This window comes from Kitasatospora sp. NPDC096077 (assembly GCF_040303245.1).
GTDB lineage: Bacteria > Actinomycetota > Actinomycetes > Streptomycetales > Streptomycetaceae > Kitasatospora.
Map to the genome: position 1 here is coordinate 17732 of NZ_JBEOSV010000038.1, position 15783 is coordinate 33514.

The following is a 15783-nucleotide window of genomic DNA, read 5'->3' on the forward strand; positions in this document are numbered from 1 at the left end:
GTCAGTCCTTCAGGAAGCACTGGATGTAGGCGTCGCCGCTGGTGCCGTAGGTGTACTCGGTGGTGTCGTACGCGGTGTACTGGTGGCGCTCGACGCGGATCCGGCGGAAGTGCGGGGTGTACTGCCAGCGCAGCTCGGGCTTGGTGCTGAAGAAGGGGATGAACACGCCGCCCGGGCGCAGCACCCGGACCACCTCGGGCATGGTGCGGGCCCACAGCTCGGTGTCGGTCCACACCTCCATGTCCAGGGCGGGGTCGAAGAACATGCCGTCGATGCTCGCCGAGGGCAGTTCGAAGATCCGGCGGAAGAAGTCGCCGCGCTCGACGGCCAGGTTGGCGGGCAGCCGCGGGTGCTGGGCCCGGAACAACTCCTCCACCTCGTCGAAGAGTTCGAGCACGGTGTGGCTGCGGGTGGCGGGGTTCCCGGCGATCCGCAGGGCCGACAGGCCGAGACCGAGGCCGACCTCGTAGAAGTCCCGGCCGTACTCGCACAGCAGGTCGGCGCTGGCCCACATCAGATCGCGCTCCCAGGCCTGCATGGCCTGTTCGCCGCCGATGCTGAGGGTCACCTCGCCGTCCTGCTCGACGAGCTTGATCTCGGGCTTGCCGCTGGTGTCGGTGCCGGTGGTGGGGGTGGTGGTCATGGCACTGTCCTCCGGTGGGGGGTCAACGGGGCAGGACGCCGAAGTGGCGCCGGGCCGTGGAGACGGCGAGGTCCTGGACGGCGAAGACGGTGAAGTAGTAGGCCTGCGGGGCGGTGGCCGGGTCGAAGCGGATCCGGAAGTGCACGTCCTGCGCCTGGCCGCCGACCGCCCGGACCTTCGTCGAACCGGGCTCGACCGTGACCTCCTCGCGCAGGTAGGTCGGGACGAACAGGCCCAGCCGGACCGGGCCGCCGCGGGGCGCCGTGAGCGCGGCGCGCACCTCCAGCACACCGCCCTGGCGGACCTCGTCCTCGGCGTGGGCGAGCAGGGCGGGCGCCTCCGGCAGTCGGAAGGTGACGTCCCCGCAGCGCATGCAGACCGCGCAGGTGGTGTCGAGTACGTTCGGCAGCAGGCCGCGCCGGGTGAACTCCTGGGAGGGGCGCCCGCAGTGGCAGGTCACCTCGCGGACCTCGGGATCGAGCGAGCTGCGGTCGCCGAAGTGCGCCGGGTAGTTCATCAGCTCGTCCTCGGGGTTCGCCGTGACCTGCCCGGCGATGACGTGGTCGAGCGACTGGAGGTCGGCGGTGAGCGAGACGCGGATCTCCTCGGCCGACTGGTCGGCCAGGTGGGTCGGGCGGGCCACCCAGAGGTCCACCTTGCGGGCCAGCTTGGTCAGCCGGGGGCGCAGGACGTGGTTGTGCGGCAGGAGTTCGGAGCCGAGCAGGGCGGTCAGCCGGCGTCCGACGGTGAGCAGCAGGGGGTCCGGGCGGTGCTCCGCGAAGGCGGGCCGGGCGGCGGCCGGTTCGGGCTCCTCCGGCAGACCGAAGCGCAGGAAGGCCGGGTAGGGGTGGGAGCCGGCCAGGCTGGCGTTCAGGGTGTCCACGGTGTCGCCGCCGGCCAGCGCCGAACGCATCCAGGCGACGTTCTCCGGCCGGTCGGAGTCGTGCACCGAGACCGCCGCGACGACCGTACGGGCCGGGCCGTCCAGGGCGTTGAGCAGCAGCTGGTACTTGGGATCGTAGAGCGCGAGGTCCGCCAGCGGCCCGCTGTTGCAGGCGCTCAGCACCACCTCCACGGCGGGCACCCGGTGCAGCGGGACGAGCTTGTCCTCGGGCTTGTAGCAGGGCAGCCCGTACGCGCAGCGCGGACCGAGCAGCCCGGGCCGGGCGGGGGCGGCCGGGCTGAGGCCGCAGATGGTGAACTCGCCCAGGTTGACGCTGTCGTCCTTGCCGTGGCCCTGGAAGGCGACCTTGCGCCAGCGGCTGTCGAGGATCGTGGACTGGATGTCCACCTGCTCGAAGTCCCGGTCGTCGAAGACCTGCACGCCGGGCAGGTGCGGGGGCCGGTCGGTGTCGGTGAACAGGCCGACGGCGTCCACCTCAGCGTCCGGGCGGGCGTACTGCTTGGCCACGCTCCAGGCCAGCGAGGCGGCGTCGCGGCCGCTGAGCAGGGTGAGCGCGTGGGTGCGGCTGCGGTAGGTGGCGAGCAGCAGCGAGCGCACCGGGTCGAGGGTGAGCCGGTCGTAGCAGCCGACCAGCAGCAGGCTGCCCGGGTGGTCGCGGAGGAAGGCCGGGGCGTCGGCGAGCTGCTCCTCGGTCAGCCAGTGGCGGGCCAGCGGGCGGGCCAGGTCGGCGACGCCGTCCGGGAGTTGCTCCGCGCCGAGCAGCACGCCGTGGTCGACCGGGTGGGGGCGGCCGAGCGTGCGGTAGAGGCGGGCGGCGAGGTCGAGGCTCTGCACCAGGTCCTCCCGGCCCTCGACCGGGACGGGGACGGCGGCTGCTTCACCTCCTGCGTCCGTTGCTTCCGGGGCTGCTGTCGCGTCGAGGAACTCCTTGACGGCGGTGGGGAGCTGGGTGAACTTGACCGGCCGGAAGAGCGGGCCTGCGGGCTTCATCGTCGGTGACCTCGGGGCGGGGAAGGGTGGGTGGGCAGCGTGGTCATGCGGTGCGCTCCGGCTCGGTGACCGTGGCGGCGGTGGCGTCGGAGGGGGTGGCGATGGCGGCGGGGGTGGCGTCGGAGGTGGCATCGGGGGCGGCGGGGGCGGTGGTCGCGCGGGTGAGCAGGGGGCGGCAGGCGAAGGCCAGGGCGGCCGCCGCGAGCGCGGCGCCGAAGGCCACGGCGAACACCCCGCGCGCCCCGACCGGCTCCACCAGCAGCCCGCCCGCCTGCTGGCCGACCGCGTCGCCCAGCACGGAGGCGAGCGAGGCCCAGGTGAAGGCCTCGGCCAGCGAACGGCCGTCCGCCACCGCGCCGACCAGGGTCATCTCCACCGCCGACACCAGCGCGATCGGCGCACCGCCGAGCGCCAGCGCGAGGGCGAGCAGCGGTTGGGAGGTGGCGGTCAGGGTCAGGCCGGTGCCGAGCGCGTACGCCAGCACCAGGCGCGGGAAGCGGGTCGGCGCGGGGACGTCGGACTGGGAACGGCCGAGCCAGACGGCGCCCAGCGCGCTGCCCACGCCCCAGCAGGCGTAGACCGCGCCGGTGCCGCCGGGGGAGCCGTGGGCGGCGACGAAGGCCGGGATGGCCAGGGTGAGCAGCCCGATCGGCACCGCGCAGGAGGCCATCACGGCGGTCAGCGCGAGCATGGCCGGGCTGCGCAGCGGGCCGAGCAGGTCGCGCCGTTCGGCGGACGGCGCGGGATCGGTCCCGGTCGGCAGCCGGACCAGGGCCAGGCCGAGCGCACCGGTGCCGCCCAGCGCCGCGACGACGGTCAGCGCGAGCGCGGCCGACCCGGCCAGCATCAGCGCGGCCAGCATCAGTGGCGCGCCGATCACCAGCACCTCGGCGAGGACGGCCTCCCACAGGTAGGCGGTGTCCCGCTCGGTGTCGGACAGCGGGAGCCGGGCCCAGAGCGAGCGCATGCAGGCGTTGGCGGGCGGCAGGGCGATCCCGGCCAGGGCGGCGACCACCAGTTGGGCCCAGCCGCCGGGCCGGGTGCCCCAGGCGAGGGCGGCCAGCGCGGCCGGGTAGAGCAGGCCGGTGGCGAGCAGGACCGGCCGGCGCCCGGCACGGTCCAGCCGCCGGGCGACCAGTGGGCCGCCGACCGCCATCCCGGCGGTGTACAGCGCGCTGGTCAGCCCGGCCTGCGCGAAGCTGCCGCCCTGCTCGCGCACCACCAGGACGGTGGCCAACGACATCAGGTAGACGGGCAGCCGGGACACCACGCTCCACCCGGCCACCGCCGGTACCTGCGGGCGCCGCAGCAGCGCGCCGACGCGGGTGGCCAGGGTGTCGGCGGGGGGCGCCGCGGGCGGGGTGTCGCTCACCGTGCGCCTTCCATCGCGGGGGTCCCGGCGGCGTCGTCCGGGGCGGTGTCGTTCGGGGCCGTGCCGTTCGAGGTTGTGTCGTCGGCGTCGGCGGTCGGACCGTCGGTCGCCGTGCCCTCGCCCGCCGGGCCGAGCTCGATGGTGAACGCGCCGAGCACCTCGCGCATCCGCCGTTCCACCTCCTCGATCGAGGCGCCGACGACGTGGACGTACCCCGACGCGTTGTGCGAGGCCCGCCGGGCGGACACCGTGTCGCCGACACCGACCTTGAGAACGGCCTCGACCACCCCGGGGACACGCAACAGGTCCTCCGTCGGGGTGATCCGGCGGACCGTGCCGGAGCCCGGCAACGGGAGCAGCAGGTCTCCCGCGCAGCGGCGGAGGAGGTAGTCGAGGCTCGGCCGGATGCCCCGGTAGACGTCCAGGGTGGCGCCGAAGACGTCGAAGCCGTACGCGTGCCCGTGGTTGGCCGGGATCTCGCAGCCGGCCAGCCGGATCCCGATCTCCCCGGCGAACAGCCGGTCGTCGATCAGGAAGAACTCCATGTGGGCGTAGCCGTGGTCGATGCCCATGCCGGTGACGATCCGCTGCACCAGCCCGCGCAGGTCGACCGGCGGGGCCTCGGCGGTGCCGACGCTGATGTTGGCGTTCATCGCACCGTCGACGATGTCCAGCGGGCGGCAGGGCATCGCGCTCGGCCAGGCGTCCAGCACCTCGCCCCGGTGGATGACGGCGCAGACCTCCCACTCGGTGCCGCCGAGGAACTGTTCGACCATCCAGTCCCGGGCGGTGAGGTCGATGCCGGCGAGCGACTCCGGCCCGTCCAGTCGGTGGGTGTCCACGCAGGCGAAGGAGTCCACCGGTTTGAGCACCACCGGCCAGCCGTGGGTGGCGGCGAACCAGTGGACCTGCCCGGCCGTCCGGACCCGCGTGAACTCGGCGGTGCGCAGCCCGAGTTCGCGGAAGCGTCGCTTCATCTCGGCCTTGTCGCGGACCCAGGCGACCTGCTGGCCGCTCAGGTGCGGCAGTCCGATCAGCTGGGCGAAGCGCTGGGCCACCGCCTGGCGCGGCTCGCTCGGATTGCAGAACCTGCTCGGCGGGGCCGGCAGTCCCTTCGCCCACGCGCGGTAGCGGGTCGCCTCCCGGGCGATCGGGGCCCCGGCGCGCACACAGAACACGGGCAGGTGCGCGGTGCGGCGCAGGTGCTCCTCGGGCAGGTCGTCCCGCACCTCCTCGAAGCGCAGCAGCACCAGGTGGTCGGGGATCGTCCGGACCGCGTACCGGGTGAAGGAGGATGGTCGGTCGTCGACCAGGAGCAGCACCGGGGCGTCCGGCGGGCTGCCGGGCGATCCACCGGGCGGGCTGCCGGACGGGGGACCGAAGGACCCGCCGGGCGGGGCGCCGCGCGGGGCGGGGGTGCTCATACCGCCTCCAGCACGCGTCGGATCGCCTTGACCGCCACCGCCTGCTGCTCCTGCGGCAGCTCGGGCGACAGCGGGATGCACAGGGTGCGTTCCAGCAGGTCACGGGTGCGGGCGAAGCCGTCCCGGCTGAGCGCCAGTGCCTGCCCCTCGGGGGCGAGGCTCCACGGGAAGCCGTCGGCGTACAGCGAGCGGCGCCCGGTCAGCACCGGGTGCTCGGGCAGCAGGTACTTGCCCAGCGTCCAGTTGGCGATGCCCTCGGCGGTGAGGGCGGCCACGGCGGCGTCGCGCAGCTCGCGGGACTCGCAGCGGAACCGCAGGCTCACCTTGACGTCGCCCCGGGTGCGCGGGAGCGCCTGGAGGTCGGTGCGGTTGGGCAGCGCCTCCAGGGCGAGGCCGTACATCCGCTCCAGGCCGGCCAGCACCTCGTCCAGGTGCCGGAACTGCTGGCACTGGATCGCGGCCACCTCCTCGCTGGTGACGAAGTTCTCGCCGTAGTGGGCGTCCTGGTCCCAGGTCGGGTAGCGGCCGGGGACCCGGGCCGAGCCGTGGTCGTGGTAGCAGCGCATCCTCGCCCAGGCCTGCTCGTCGTCGCTCACCACCAACCCGCCCTCGCCGGAGGTCAGCACCTTGTTGTGGTGGAAGCTGTACACCCCCGCGTAGCCCGCGGTGCCGACCTCCCGGCCGTCCGGGAAGCGCCCGCCGAGGGTCTGCGCGCAGTCCTCGATGACATAGGGCACGCCCTGCGGCAGGGCGGCCACCGAGCCCTCCATGTGGGCGACGATCACCCGCTCGGCGTCGGCGGGCAGCAGGGTCGGGTCCAGCGACAGCGACTCGTCGGCGTCCACCAGGACCGGGATCAGCCCGCAGGAGAGCACCGCGCCGGCCACCGCGACGAAGGTGACCGCCGGGATGTGCACCAGGTCGCCGACCGAGGGGCGGGTGGAGATCAGCGCCAGCCGCAGCGCCTCGGTGGCGTTGTGCACGGCCAGCGTCCGGGCGACGCCCAGGCGTGCGCTCACCAGGCGCTCCAGCCGGGAGGCCATGCTCTCCTGCTCGGTCTGGTAGCGGAACAGCACCTGGTGCTCGATCACCTCGCGCAGCTCCGGCATGTCCTGCCAGTCGAGGTAGTTGGCGCCGTAGGGGAGGAAGCGCTGGCCTTGGCGGTCGTGGAGGGTCATCGGGCGTCGGTCTCCGTGATCGGGTGCGTGGCGGCGTCGATGCGCAGCTGCTGGCCGCGGAAGTTGTGCAGCAGCAGCCCGCCGTCGGGCGTCTCGGTGAAGGAGGGACGGGCGACCGGGATCTTGCCGATCTTGGTGGTCAGCACGTACTGGGGCACGGCGAAGCCGGTGATGTGGCCCTGGAGGCCGTCCATGATCTCCCAGCCCTTCTCGACGGAGGTCATGAAGTGGGCGACGCCGGTCACGTTGTCGCAGTGGTACAGGTAGTACGGGCGCACCCGGATCCGCAGCAGCTCGGTCATCAGGCGGCGCATGGTGGGCACGTCGTCGTTGATGCCGCGCAGCAGCACGGTCTGGTTGCCGACCGGGACGCCGTGCCGCAGCAGCCGGTCCACGGCGGCGGCGGCCTCGGGGGTGATCTCCTTGGGGTGGTTGAAGTGGGTGTTCAGCCAGACCGGGTGGTAGCGGGCGAGCATCGCGCAGAATTCGTCGGTGATCCGCTGGGGGAGGAGGACGGGGAAGCGGGAGCCGATCCGGATGATCTCGACGCTGGGGATCGCCCGCAGACCGGCGATGATCTCCTCCAGCCGGCCGTCCTGGTAGGAGAGCGGGTCGCCGCCGGTGAGCAGCACGTCCCGGATCTCCGGGTGGTCGGCGATGTAGCGCAGGTCCTCGTCGTAGGCGCCGCCCTCGTCGTCGCGGAAGTAGCTGCCCTGGAGGTCGGTGGTGTGGAACTTGCGGGTGCAGTGCCGGCAGTAGACCGGGCAGGCCTCGGTGACCAGCAGGATCACCCGGTCCGGGTACTTGTGCACCACCCGGTTGGTCCGCCGGTAGAGCGTGTCGCCGACCGGGTCCACCTCGGCGCCAGGGAACTCCAGCAGCTCCTCGGCGGCCGGGACGGCCTGCTGGCGGACCGGGCAGAGCGGGTCGTCCGGATCCATCAGCGAGGCGTAGTACGGCGTGACGCTCCAGCGGTAGCGGCCGGCCACCCCGGCGATGGCGCGCTCCTCGTCGGCGGTGAGGTTGATCCACTGCCGGGCCTTCTCGGCGGTGTTGATGCGCTTGCGCATGTGCCAGCGCCAGTCGTCCCACTCGGCGGGGGTGGGCTGGGGTTCGGAGGTGCTGAGGTTGCGTTCGGTGCGGGCGGAGTGGGACACGGTGGCTCCGTACGGGGCTGTGGGTGTCGGGTGTTCGGGGTCGGGGTGCTGTGTGCTGACGGCCGGGGGTGCCGAGGGCCGGCGCCTCCCGGCCGACTGCCGGTGCGGGCGCCCGGGTCGGGCGGCGCGGTGGCCTACAGCGGCGCGAGCAGCAGTTGGCGGACGGTACGGGCGACGGCCTGGGCCCCGCGCAGGTCGTCCAGCTCGGGTCCGAGCGGGGCCCACTGGACCTCCGGCGGGGGAGGGAGCCAGACGGCCCGGTCGGTGGGGCGGGCCGGAGCGCCGGGGTCGGTCGGTTGCGCGACGTCCGGTGAGGTCGTCGGGTCGAGGGTCGGGATCGGGAGGAGCCGGGAGAGTTGTTCGGCGAGGGCCCGCTGGGTGGGGCCGAGCGGGGGCAGGAAGGCGAGCGGGGCGCGCCGGGCGCGGGCCAGTGCCAGGGCGGCCATGGTCGGGGAGGCGAGCAGCAGTTCGGACTCGGCGTGCCGGGCGTCGACGTTGGTGTCCGCGGCACGGACCACCGTGGTGCCGGGCAGACCGGCGGTCGCGGCGCGGACCAGGTCGAGCGAGGTGTCGCAGATGACGGTGCAGCAGCCGGTGCGGCGGACGGCCTCGTCGATCAGCGCCGGCAGCCGACGGGCGGTGAAGGACTCGGCCTCCGACCCGGGGACGCCCCAGAGCGAGAGCAGCAGCAGGGTGCCGCGCCGGTCGCGGTTGCGGGTCAGCCGGGTCGGCGCGAGCAGGCCGGTGGGGCGGACGCCGGGTGGGCGGTCCAGCCAGCCGGGCCAGTGGGCGCGGGAGAGGACGGCGCCGGTGGGATCGGGCGGAGTGGGCGAGGAGAGCGGAGTGGGCGGGGTGGTCGCGGCCGGGGCGAACGGGGTCGAGGACAGGTGCAGCACCGGCACGCCGAGCCGGACGAGGTGGGCGGTGGTCGCCTCGTCGTCGCAGACCAGGGCGGCACCCGGCCGTCGGCCGTCGGGCCGCTGGGCGTCGATGGGCCCGAGCCGGGGCAGGTCCCCGAGATGGGCGGCGATCCGACGCAGCGCGAGCAGGGAGTCCAACTGCTCCTCGCGGCAGGCGAGCAGCACGGCCCGCCGGTCGGTCAGTACTGCCACGGTGTCACCGTCCCCAGCCGGGCGACGTCGTCGCTGTAGCCCGCCGCCGTGGTGGAGCAGCCGCTGCACACCTGGGGGCCCTGCTCGCGGAAGTGGTCCGCGTGGGACCGGAAGGCGGGGGTGTCCAGCAGGACGACGCCGTTCTCGCGCAGCGGCGCGCCGCCCGGGCCGTCGGACTCGTCCCGGTGCGGGATGCAGCTGCAGGCGTGCAGCCGGCCGCGCCGGCCGTCGAGGTAGATCACGTCGTCGGTGACGTGGCAGAGCGGCAGCGAGGCCCGGGGCGGGGTGGAGTCCTCGAAGTACTGCCACTGCTCCTCGGGCGTGTCCCCGTAGAAGCGCTTGCCCATCGGGACCAGGAGGGCCGCCGGGTCGGCCCGGTACAGCGGGTCGCAGACGGCGCGCACGTGTTCCGGGTCGGGGTACCGGATGGTGCGGTCCAGCTTGAGTGCCGACAGCTCCCACTGGCGGACCCCGGCCTGCGTCAACACCCGCTGGAGTTCCGGCATTTCGGCGTAGTTGTGCGGCCCGACCACGGTGTTGACGCGCGGCAGCACGCCGAGGTCGGCGGCCTGCCGCAGCCCGCGCAGCCCGGCCTCGAACATCCCGGGGGAGCGGCGGTAGACGTCGTGGGTGCCGGCCGAGGCGCCGTCCAGACTGACGATCACCTGGGCGAGCCCGGCCGCCGCCAGGTCCTTGACGTGCTTGGGGAGGAGCGAGCCGTTGGTGATGATCGACATCTTCATCCCGGCCGCCGCCCCGGCCCGGACCAGCTCGACCACCTCCGGGTGCATCAGCGGCTCGCCGCCGGTGAAGCGGACGTACGCCACCCCGGCCGCGCGGGCCTTCGGCAGCAGCTCGGCGAACTCGGCGGAGGAGAAGCGGTAGGCGTCGCGGGAGAGTGCGAAGTCGCACATGAAGCAGTCGGCGTTGCAGGCTTCGAGGATCCGGATGAACAGGTAGCGCGGGCGCGAGTGCGTGGTGGGGGACACGGGGACACCTGTGACCTTTCCGTCTGGTCCGGCTGGTCTGTCGAGGGGCAGTACCGTCGGCGGCGCGGGGACACGTCAGCGGACCGGGTCGGCGGCTCCCGGGGGCCGGCCGGCCAGCAACTGGACCAGGGCGTCGGCGACCTGCGCCGCACCGGCCGTGCCGACCGTGTTCGTCAGGGCGCTCCAGTCGGGTCCGGGGCGATCGGAGCCGGTCCCGGCGGCTCCGGGGCCGATCCCCTCGGCCAGGCGTCGGAGCTGCTCGACCAAGGCGTCCCGGACGGCCGTCGTGGTGCGATGGCGGCCGAGGTCGGCGGCGCGGGCGATGCCGCCGTAGATCAGGTCGAGCGCCTTCCCCTCGCCGTGCGCCCGCAGCGCCAGCGCCTCGTCCTCGTCGAACACCTCCACGGGCCAGCGGATCCGGACGTCGGCGCCGAGCGCCCGGCTGTGGAAGCGGCCGTTGAAGATCTGGCTGAGGTTCTGCGGCGGCAGGCAGAGGGCGGGAGTCCCGAGCCGGCCCGCCTCCAGCAGGGTGGTCAACCCCGGGGAGGTGAGCAGCACGTCGCAGTCGGCCAGGCGGCGCAGGAACTCCTCGTGGGGGAGGGCCCCGACCGTGGTGACGGGTGGATGGGCGCAGGAGTCCACCAACTGCGCGGCCAGCCAGGCGGGCAGGTTCCCCGCGATGTGCACCTCGGTGACCCCGCTCGCGGTGAGCGCCTCCAGCGCCGCGGGCAGGACGAGCCGTGGATAGGAGGCCCAGTCGGTGAGTTGGGGTGCGCGCAGTCCGCCGAGGCTGAGCAGCGCACGCCGGGGGTGCGGCGGCGGCGCGGCTCTGCGGGCGGCCGTGCCGTCGGCGATCACGGCGTCCACCCAGCGGAGTCGGCGCACGTCGGCCAGCAACCGGGCGCCTTCCGGCGGCAGCTCCACGCACCGCTGGGCGCAGTACACCTCGGCGTCCAGCGGGAGGTCGATGCGGTCGCCCTCCGTCCAGAGGAACGGCAGGCTGTCGACGAACACCACCGGCACCCCGCAGGAACGCAGTGCGTTCGCCAACTCGCCGTCCAGCACCACCAGTGCGGCCTGCACGCGCTGTGCCCGGACGATCCGGCGCAGCTCCTCCTCGGACCGCGCCTTCGGGAGGTCGAACCAGCGCTCCACCGGATGGTCGGCGAGCACCGCTCTGCCCAACCCGGAGGCCAGGCCGATGAATCTCAGTCGGTCGCCGCCGCGGTGTCGGAGGGCGGACAGCACCGCGCCCAGCTTCCCCGAGCTGCCCCACCCGAACTCCACCCCGGCCACGGCGACCGTCCGGGTCTCCGTCGTCTCCTTCTGCACCTTCATCCGTGTCAACTCCCCCGTCCGTTACGGATCTTCTGGCTGTGTTCCGTCCTTCTTCCGTCGTTCCGTATTCGTACCAGGCCTGAATTACGGGCCCGGTTCGGCTACCTACGAATAATCGAGCCCTAACCACCTCACCAGGTGAACTTGTCGTTGGACGGGTTGACGGAGGGCGGCTCATCGGTCAATCGGCTCCACGGACAAGCAGGTCGGGTGTCCGCTCATTGGCCGTCAATTTCCGTACGCAGTCCGACCGTTCCTGTTCCGGGCCGATGGTCGGCGCCGTATAGTCGGTTCCTACTACTAGGGATCGGTGAACGTGATGACCAGACGGAAGATCTCCAACACCCTGGCGCTGGCCGTACTGGGCCTGCTGCTCGAACGGACGATGCACCCCTACGAGATGGCCGCCATCCTGCGGGAACGCCACAAGGACAGCAGCTTCAAGGTCAACTCCGGCTCGCTCTACGACACCGTCGAGGCGCTGGTGCGGCACGGCTGGATCGAGCCGGTGGAGACGGCGCGCGACGGCCGGCGGCCCGAACGCACCGTGTACGCGACGACCGAACTGGGCCGGAGCGAGTTCGTCGGCTGGATCGACGAACTCCTCCGCAGGCCCGTCGCCGAGTACCCGAAGTTCATGGCCGCGGTGTCCTACCTCGGTGCGCTCGGCCCCGACGGCGCGGCGGAGGCACTGACCGAGCGGGCGGGGCACCTGGTCCGGCGGATCGAGGAGACGAAGGCGGTGCTGGCCGACACGGTCGGCGCCGGGAAGGCGCCCCGGCTGTTCATGATCGAGGTCGAGTGCGCCCTGCACGCCTGGGAGGCCGAGTTGGCGTGGACCCGGCGCACCGTCGCCGAGATCGGCGACGGCCGCCTGTCCTGGCCCGAGGTCGAGCGCTCCGAGGACGGCTGGACCTGGACCGGCCCGACGGACGGGGAGGGGACCACCCGATGACCGAGGTGCTGACCGAAGGAGCCACCCGATCCGAAGAGGGAGCGGACCACCGAATGACCGAGGTGCTGATCGTCGGAGCCGGACCGGCCGGCCTGCTGCTCGCGATCGAGCTCCGGCTCGCCGGCGTCGACACCGTCGTCCTCGAACGCCACCCGCAACGCCCGCCCTACTGCCGGGGCTTCAACCTCAACGCCCGTGCCCTGGACCTGCTGGCCCGGCGCGGCCTCGCCGACCGGTTCATCGACGAGGGTTGGCAGGTCCCGCACGCCGCGTTCTCCGGACTGCCGGTGACGCTCACCCTCGCCGGCGCCCACACCGACCACCCGTTCTCACCGGGCATCCCGCAGACCCGGGTCGAAGAGGTGCTGGAGGCGCACGCGCTCGCGCTGGGCGCGGACATCCGGCGCGGACACGAGCTGCGCGCCCTGACCCAGGACGCCGAGTGCGTCACCGCGACGGTCGTCGCCGACGGCCGCGAACACCGCGTCCGGGCCGGCTACGCGGTCGGCTGCGACGGCGGCCGCAGCACCGTCCGCCGACAGGCCGGCATCGACTTCCCCGGCACCGCGTCGACGGCCTTCACACTGCTCGGCGACGTCGAACCCGCCGACCCGGCGGCACTGCCCTTCGGCGTGTCCACCGGCCCCGGCGGAAGCGTCTTCGTGATCCCCCGCCCCGGCTACGTGAGGATCATCACCGCCGACCGGCAGCCCCCGGCGGACCGGGACGAGCCGGTCACCCTCGACCGGCTCCGCGCCGCCGTCGCCGAGGCGCTCGGCCGCCCCGTCGACCTGCGCGCCGCGCGCTGGACCACCCGGTTCGGCAACGCCGCCCGGCAGGCCGCCGAGTACGTCCGGGGCCGGGTCGTACTGGCCGGGGACGCCGCGCACATCCACCCGCCGGCCGGCGCGATCGGCGTCAACCTCGCCCTGGACGACGCGTTCAACCTGGGCTGGAAGCTCGCCGCCACCGTGCGCGGCACCGCCCCCGCGCACCTGCTGGACAGCTACCACGAGGAACGCCACGCGGCGGGCGCGCGTGTCCTGGCCTCCACCCGGGCCCAGGTGCTGCTGGGCACCGCGGACGACCGACTCGGGCCGCTCGTCGACCTGTTCACCCGGGTCGCCCGCCACCCCGCGGGCAACCGCGCCCTCGCCGAGACCGTCACCGGACTGGACACCCGCTACGGCACGCACCCCGACACCGCCCACCCCTGGCTCGGGCGGCTGGCCCCCGACCTCACCCTGAGCACGGCCGCGGGCCCGACCCGGCTGTCCGAGCTGCTCGCCCCGGGCCGCGGTGTGCTGCTCGACCTGACGGGCGGAAGCGGTGCGGGAGTTCGCGGAGCGGCGGTGGGTGAGGCGGCGGCGGGCTGGGCGGACCGGGTGACCACCGTCACGGCGGACTGCCCGGAGCAGCCCGGGCTCCGCGCCGTCCTGCTCCGGCCGGACGGGCACACCGGCTGGCTGCTGCGCGATGCCGGGCAGGAGGACCCCGACGGGCTCCGGCAGGCCCTGCGGCACTGGTTCGGCGAGCCGGCGGGGGAGGGGGCGCGGGTGGCCTGAGACGGCCGGGCGGCAGGGTCCCGGGTGTGCGGGCCGGGAAAAGATTTGGCGAGATGCCCGGGAAGTCTTGTATCGTTCTCCGCGAATCATCCAGAGGGGTGGAGGGACCGGCCCTACGAAGCCCCGGCAACTCCCCGTTCGACCCGGCGTCCGAAGTACACGCCGTGCCGTCCGGGGTCAGTGCCAACTCCGGCCTGTCGCCAACGTGGCGCGGGAAAAGATGAGGAGACACGGTGCTCTCAGTGCTGTCCTTCGCCCGGGCGCTTCCCGCCCCGGCCCCTTCGCGTACCCGTCTCGTGTCCGGCGCAGGCATGTGGCCGACTTTCCAGGCCTGTTCTCGCTGACCACCCCCGCTCCCCACCCCACCCCCTGTGGAGCACCCGTGAGCCGAACCCACCCTTCGCTCACGGGAACCGAGACTGGAGTACCCGTCCATGGAGAACCTGGAGATCACGAGCGGCGTCGGCGTGCTCGACAAGATCACCTCGATCCTCGGCACCCTGGAGTCCGGTCCGGCCACCCTGGCCGGGCTGGTCGACGCCACCGGCCTGGCCCGGCCCACCGCGCACCGGATCGCCGTCGCACTGGAGCACCACCGCCTGCTCGGACGGGACCTGCAGGGCCGGTTCGTCCTCGGCCCGCGGCTCGCCGAGCTCTCGGCCGCCGCCGGTGACGACCGCCTGCTGACGGCCGCCGGCTCGGTCCTCACCCACCTGCGCGACGTCAGCGGCGAGACCGCCCAGCTCTACCGCCGGCAGGGCGACATCCGGATCTGCGTGGCGGCCGCCGAGCGCCTCTTCGGCCTGCGCGACACCGTCCCGGTCGGCCTCGCCCTGCCGATGAAGGTCGGGTCCGCCGCGCAGGTGCTGCTCGCCTGGGAGGAGCCGGAGCGCCTCCACCGCGGCCTCCAGGGCGCCCGCTTCACCGCCACCGCCCTCGCCGGAGTGCGCCGCCGCGGCTGGGCCCAGTCCATCGGCGAGCGCGAGCCCGGCGTCGCCTCCGTCTCCGCCCCGGTGCGCGGCCCGTCCAACCGGGTGGTGGCCGCGGTCTCCGTCTCCGGGCCGATCGAGCGGCTCACCCGGCACCCCGGCGCCCGCCTCTCCCAGGCTGTCGTCGAGGCGGCCGGGCACCTCACCGAAGCCCTGCGCCGCCCCTGACCGGGGCCTCCACCGTCCCGCTTCCGCCGTCGCGCTTCCGCTGTCCCGCTTCCGCGTCGAGCGGGGCGGCGGAGCGGAGCGCCCGGAGACCGTAGCGATCAGGCGAGACCCAGCGACCGGGGCACCACGGCCGCCGAGGTGCCCAGCACGCCGAACCACCCCGGGTCGATGAGGCTCGACACGAAGGTGACCGGGATCAGGACGACGACCAGTGCCACCACCAGGAGGAGCCATTCGGGCTCGGCCCAAGCCTCGTACGCGGCGAAGTAGCACCTACGACCGCCTCAACTGGGGCATCTGGAGCGACAACCAGCTGCCCCCGGGCAACATCCCGCCGGGGCGCAGCGGTTCGTGGCAGAGCGAGTCGGACGGCTTCATGACCGGCACCGAGGGCGAGGTCCAGTACCTCCCCGCCGGGGCCGGCAACGTCACCGTGCACTGGAACAACCCGTACGCGGGCTCCAACAGCTACTCCTGCACCGCGCCCGCCCGGCCCCCGCACCGGCCGCCGCCGCGACCACCGGGCAGGGGTGCTCGGTGGGTGGCCGCAGCCGTACCGGTGACCTGGCGGAGTGAATGCCGGGATTCTGATGTTTTGCCCTCCATCATCTGATCTGCACGGATCTGTTGATCCTTCAGCTTTTTCTGCGGACGGCTCCCCGAAGGGGAAGGGCGATGATGGACCGGTCGAGACGGCAGTGGCAGCGCGGTGGGTGGAGGTGGTTGGCCGGGGCACTGGCCGCCGCCTGTCTGGTCGGGGCGGTGCCCACCCCGTCGCCATCCCCGGCGGCTACGGCCTCCCCGACGAGTGCTGCGACGACGGCGGCTGCGGCGACCACGGTGGCTACAGCGGCGGCTGCGGCGAGCACGACGGCCGGCCCGTCGGCGGCGCCGAGCGCGGCGGCCGCACCGCTGCCGACGCCCTCGCCGTTCGCGACGCCGTCCGCGGCGCCCTCCGCGAGCGCCACGGCCGCCGGCGCCGACGCCGCGCGCGCTCAG

Annotated in this window: 14 protein-coding genes and 1 riboswitch; of the genes, 4 read left to right on the plus strand and 10 right to left on the minus strand. The window is 73.8% G+C overall.

All coding sequences use genetic code 11. From position 1 onward, the window contains the following. Position 1: 1 nt before the first annotated feature. The 9 genes from ABTZ03_RS27690 to ABTZ03_RS27730 form a co-directional block, all read right to left on the minus strand. Positions 2–643, minus strand: coding sequence for a class I SAM-dependent methyltransferase (locus ABTZ03_RS27690; RefSeq protein ID WP_350515804.1), 642 nt, complete (start codon positions 641–643; stop codon positions 2–4). 22 nt (positions 644–665) lie between these two features. After that, on the minus strand, positions 666–2537 hold the full coding sequence (locus ABTZ03_RS27695; protein WP_350515805.1) for a hypothetical protein: 1872 nt from the start codon (positions 2535–2537) through the stop codon (positions 666–668). A 43-nt stretch (positions 2538–2580) separates the two neighbouring features. Then, entirely contained in the window at positions 2581–3909 is a 1329-nt protein-coding gene (locus ABTZ03_RS27700) for an MFS transporter (RefSeq protein ID WP_350515806.1), read from the minus strand. Then, complete coding sequence (locus tag ABTZ03_RS27705; RefSeq protein WP_350515807.1) at positions 3906–5333, minus strand: ATP-grasp domain-containing protein; 1428 nt, start codon at positions 5331–5333, stop codon at positions 3906–3908. The genes ABTZ03_RS27700 and ABTZ03_RS27705 overlap by 4 nt, the downstream gene beginning before the upstream one ends. Continuing rightward, on the minus strand, positions 5330–6511 hold the full coding sequence (locus ABTZ03_RS27710; protein WP_350515808.1) for a DegT/DnrJ/EryC1/StrS family aminotransferase: 1182 nt from the start codon (positions 6509–6511) through the stop codon (positions 5330–5332). Before ABTZ03_RS27710 ends, ABTZ03_RS27705 begins: the two co-directional genes overlap by 4 nt. Further along, the gene (gene blsG, locus ABTZ03_RS27715) at positions 6508–7668 is read right to left on the minus strand and encodes an arginine 2,3-aminomutase (RefSeq protein WP_350515809.1); all 1161 of its coding nucleotides are present in this window, start codon (positions 7666–7668) and stop codon (positions 6508–6510) included. The genes ABTZ03_RS27710 and blsG overlap by 4 nt, the downstream gene beginning before the upstream one ends. Before the next feature lie 134 nt (positions 7669–7802). Next, positions 7803–8780 carry a CGA synthase-related protein gene (blsF, locus tag ABTZ03_RS27720; protein ID WP_350515810.1) on the minus strand — a complete coding sequence of 326 codons (978 nt, stop codon included), beginning with the start codon at positions 8778–8780 and terminating at the stop codon, positions 7803–7805. Then, positions 8768–9769 carry a cytosylglucuronate decarboxylase gene (gene blsE / locus ABTZ03_RS27725; protein WP_350515811.1) on the minus strand — a complete coding sequence of 334 codons (1002 nt, stop codon included), beginning with the start codon at positions 9767–9769 and terminating at the stop codon, positions 8768–8770. Before blsE ends, blsF begins: the two co-directional genes overlap by 13 nt. 75 nt (positions 9770–9844) lie before the next feature. Then, positions 9845–11107, minus strand: a complete 1263-nt coding sequence (locus ABTZ03_RS27730; protein ID WP_350515812.1) for a hydroxymethylcytosylglucuronate/cytosylglucuronate synthase — start codon at positions 11105–11107, stop codon at positions 9845–9847. 319 nt (positions 11108–11426) lie between these two features. Between ABTZ03_RS27730 and ABTZ03_RS27735 the strand changes: the two genes are divergently transcribed. From ABTZ03_RS27735 to ABTZ03_RS27750, 4 genes are all read left to right on the plus strand, one after another. Next, positions 11427–12062 (plus strand): PadR family transcriptional regulator, encoded by a 636-nt coding sequence (locus tag ABTZ03_RS27735; protein ID WP_350515813.1) that lies wholly within the window; start codon positions 11427–11429, stop codon positions 12060–12062. 53 nt (positions 12063–12115) lie between these two features. Continuing rightward, positions 12116–13627 carry an FAD-dependent monooxygenase gene (locus tag ABTZ03_RS27740; protein ID WP_350515814.1) on the plus strand — a complete coding sequence of 504 codons (1512 nt, stop codon included), beginning with the start codon at positions 12116–12118 and terminating at the stop codon, positions 13625–13627. 83 nt (positions 13628–13710) lie between these two features. Then, positions 13711–13854: riboswitch (SAM riboswitch) on the plus strand. 216 nt (positions 13855–14070) lie between these two features. Beyond that, positions 14071–14784, plus strand: coding sequence for an IclR family transcriptional regulator (locus tag ABTZ03_RS27745; RefSeq protein ID WP_350515851.1), 714 nt, complete (start codon positions 14071–14073; stop codon positions 14782–14784). Positions 14785–14995: 211 nt separating this feature from the next. Beyond that, positions 14996–15397: an aegerolysin family protein gene (locus ABTZ03_RS27750; protein WP_350515815.1), complete on the plus strand. Its 402-nt coding sequence runs from the start codon at positions 14996–14998 to the stop codon at positions 15395–15397. Positions 15398–15419: 22 nt separating this feature from the next. Here the strand turns inward: ABTZ03_RS27750 and ABTZ03_RS27755 are convergent, their stop codons facing one another. After that, positions 15420–15752, minus strand: a complete 333-nt coding sequence (locus tag ABTZ03_RS27755; RefSeq protein WP_350515816.1) for a hypothetical protein — start codon at positions 15750–15752, stop codon at positions 15420–15422. Positions 15753–15783: the final 31 nt, after the last annotated feature.

Bases quoted from the DNA above. Each gene is read 5' to 3' on its own strand.
- ABTZ03_RS27690 (WP_350515804.1), bottom strand. From the start codon at position 643: ATGACCACCACCCCCACCACCGGCACCGACACCAGCGGCAAGCCCGAG.
- ABTZ03_RS27695 (WP_350515805.1), bottom strand. From the start codon at position 2,537: ATGAAGCCCGCAGGCCCGCTCTTCCGGCCGGTCAAGTTCACCCAGCTC.
- ABTZ03_RS27705 (WP_350515807.1), bottom strand. From the start codon at position 5,333: ATGAGCACCCCCGCCCCGCGCGGCGCCCCGCCCGGCGGGTCCTTCGGT.
- ABTZ03_RS27710 (WP_350515808.1), bottom strand. From the start codon at position 6,511: ATGACCCTCCACGACCGCCAAGGCCAGCGCTTCCTCCCCTACGGCGCC.
- ABTZ03_RS27730 (WP_350515812.1), bottom strand. From the start codon at position 11,107: ATGAAGGTGCAGAAGGAGACGACGGAGACCCGGACGGTCGCCGTGGCC.
- ABTZ03_RS27735 (WP_350515813.1), top strand. From the start codon at position 11,427: ATGACCAGACGGAAGATCTCCAACACCCTGGCGCTGGCCGTACTGGGC.
- ABTZ03_RS27740 (WP_350515814.1), top strand. From the start codon at position 12,116: ATGACCGAGGTGCTGATCGTCGGAGCCGGACCGGCCGGCCTGCTGCTC.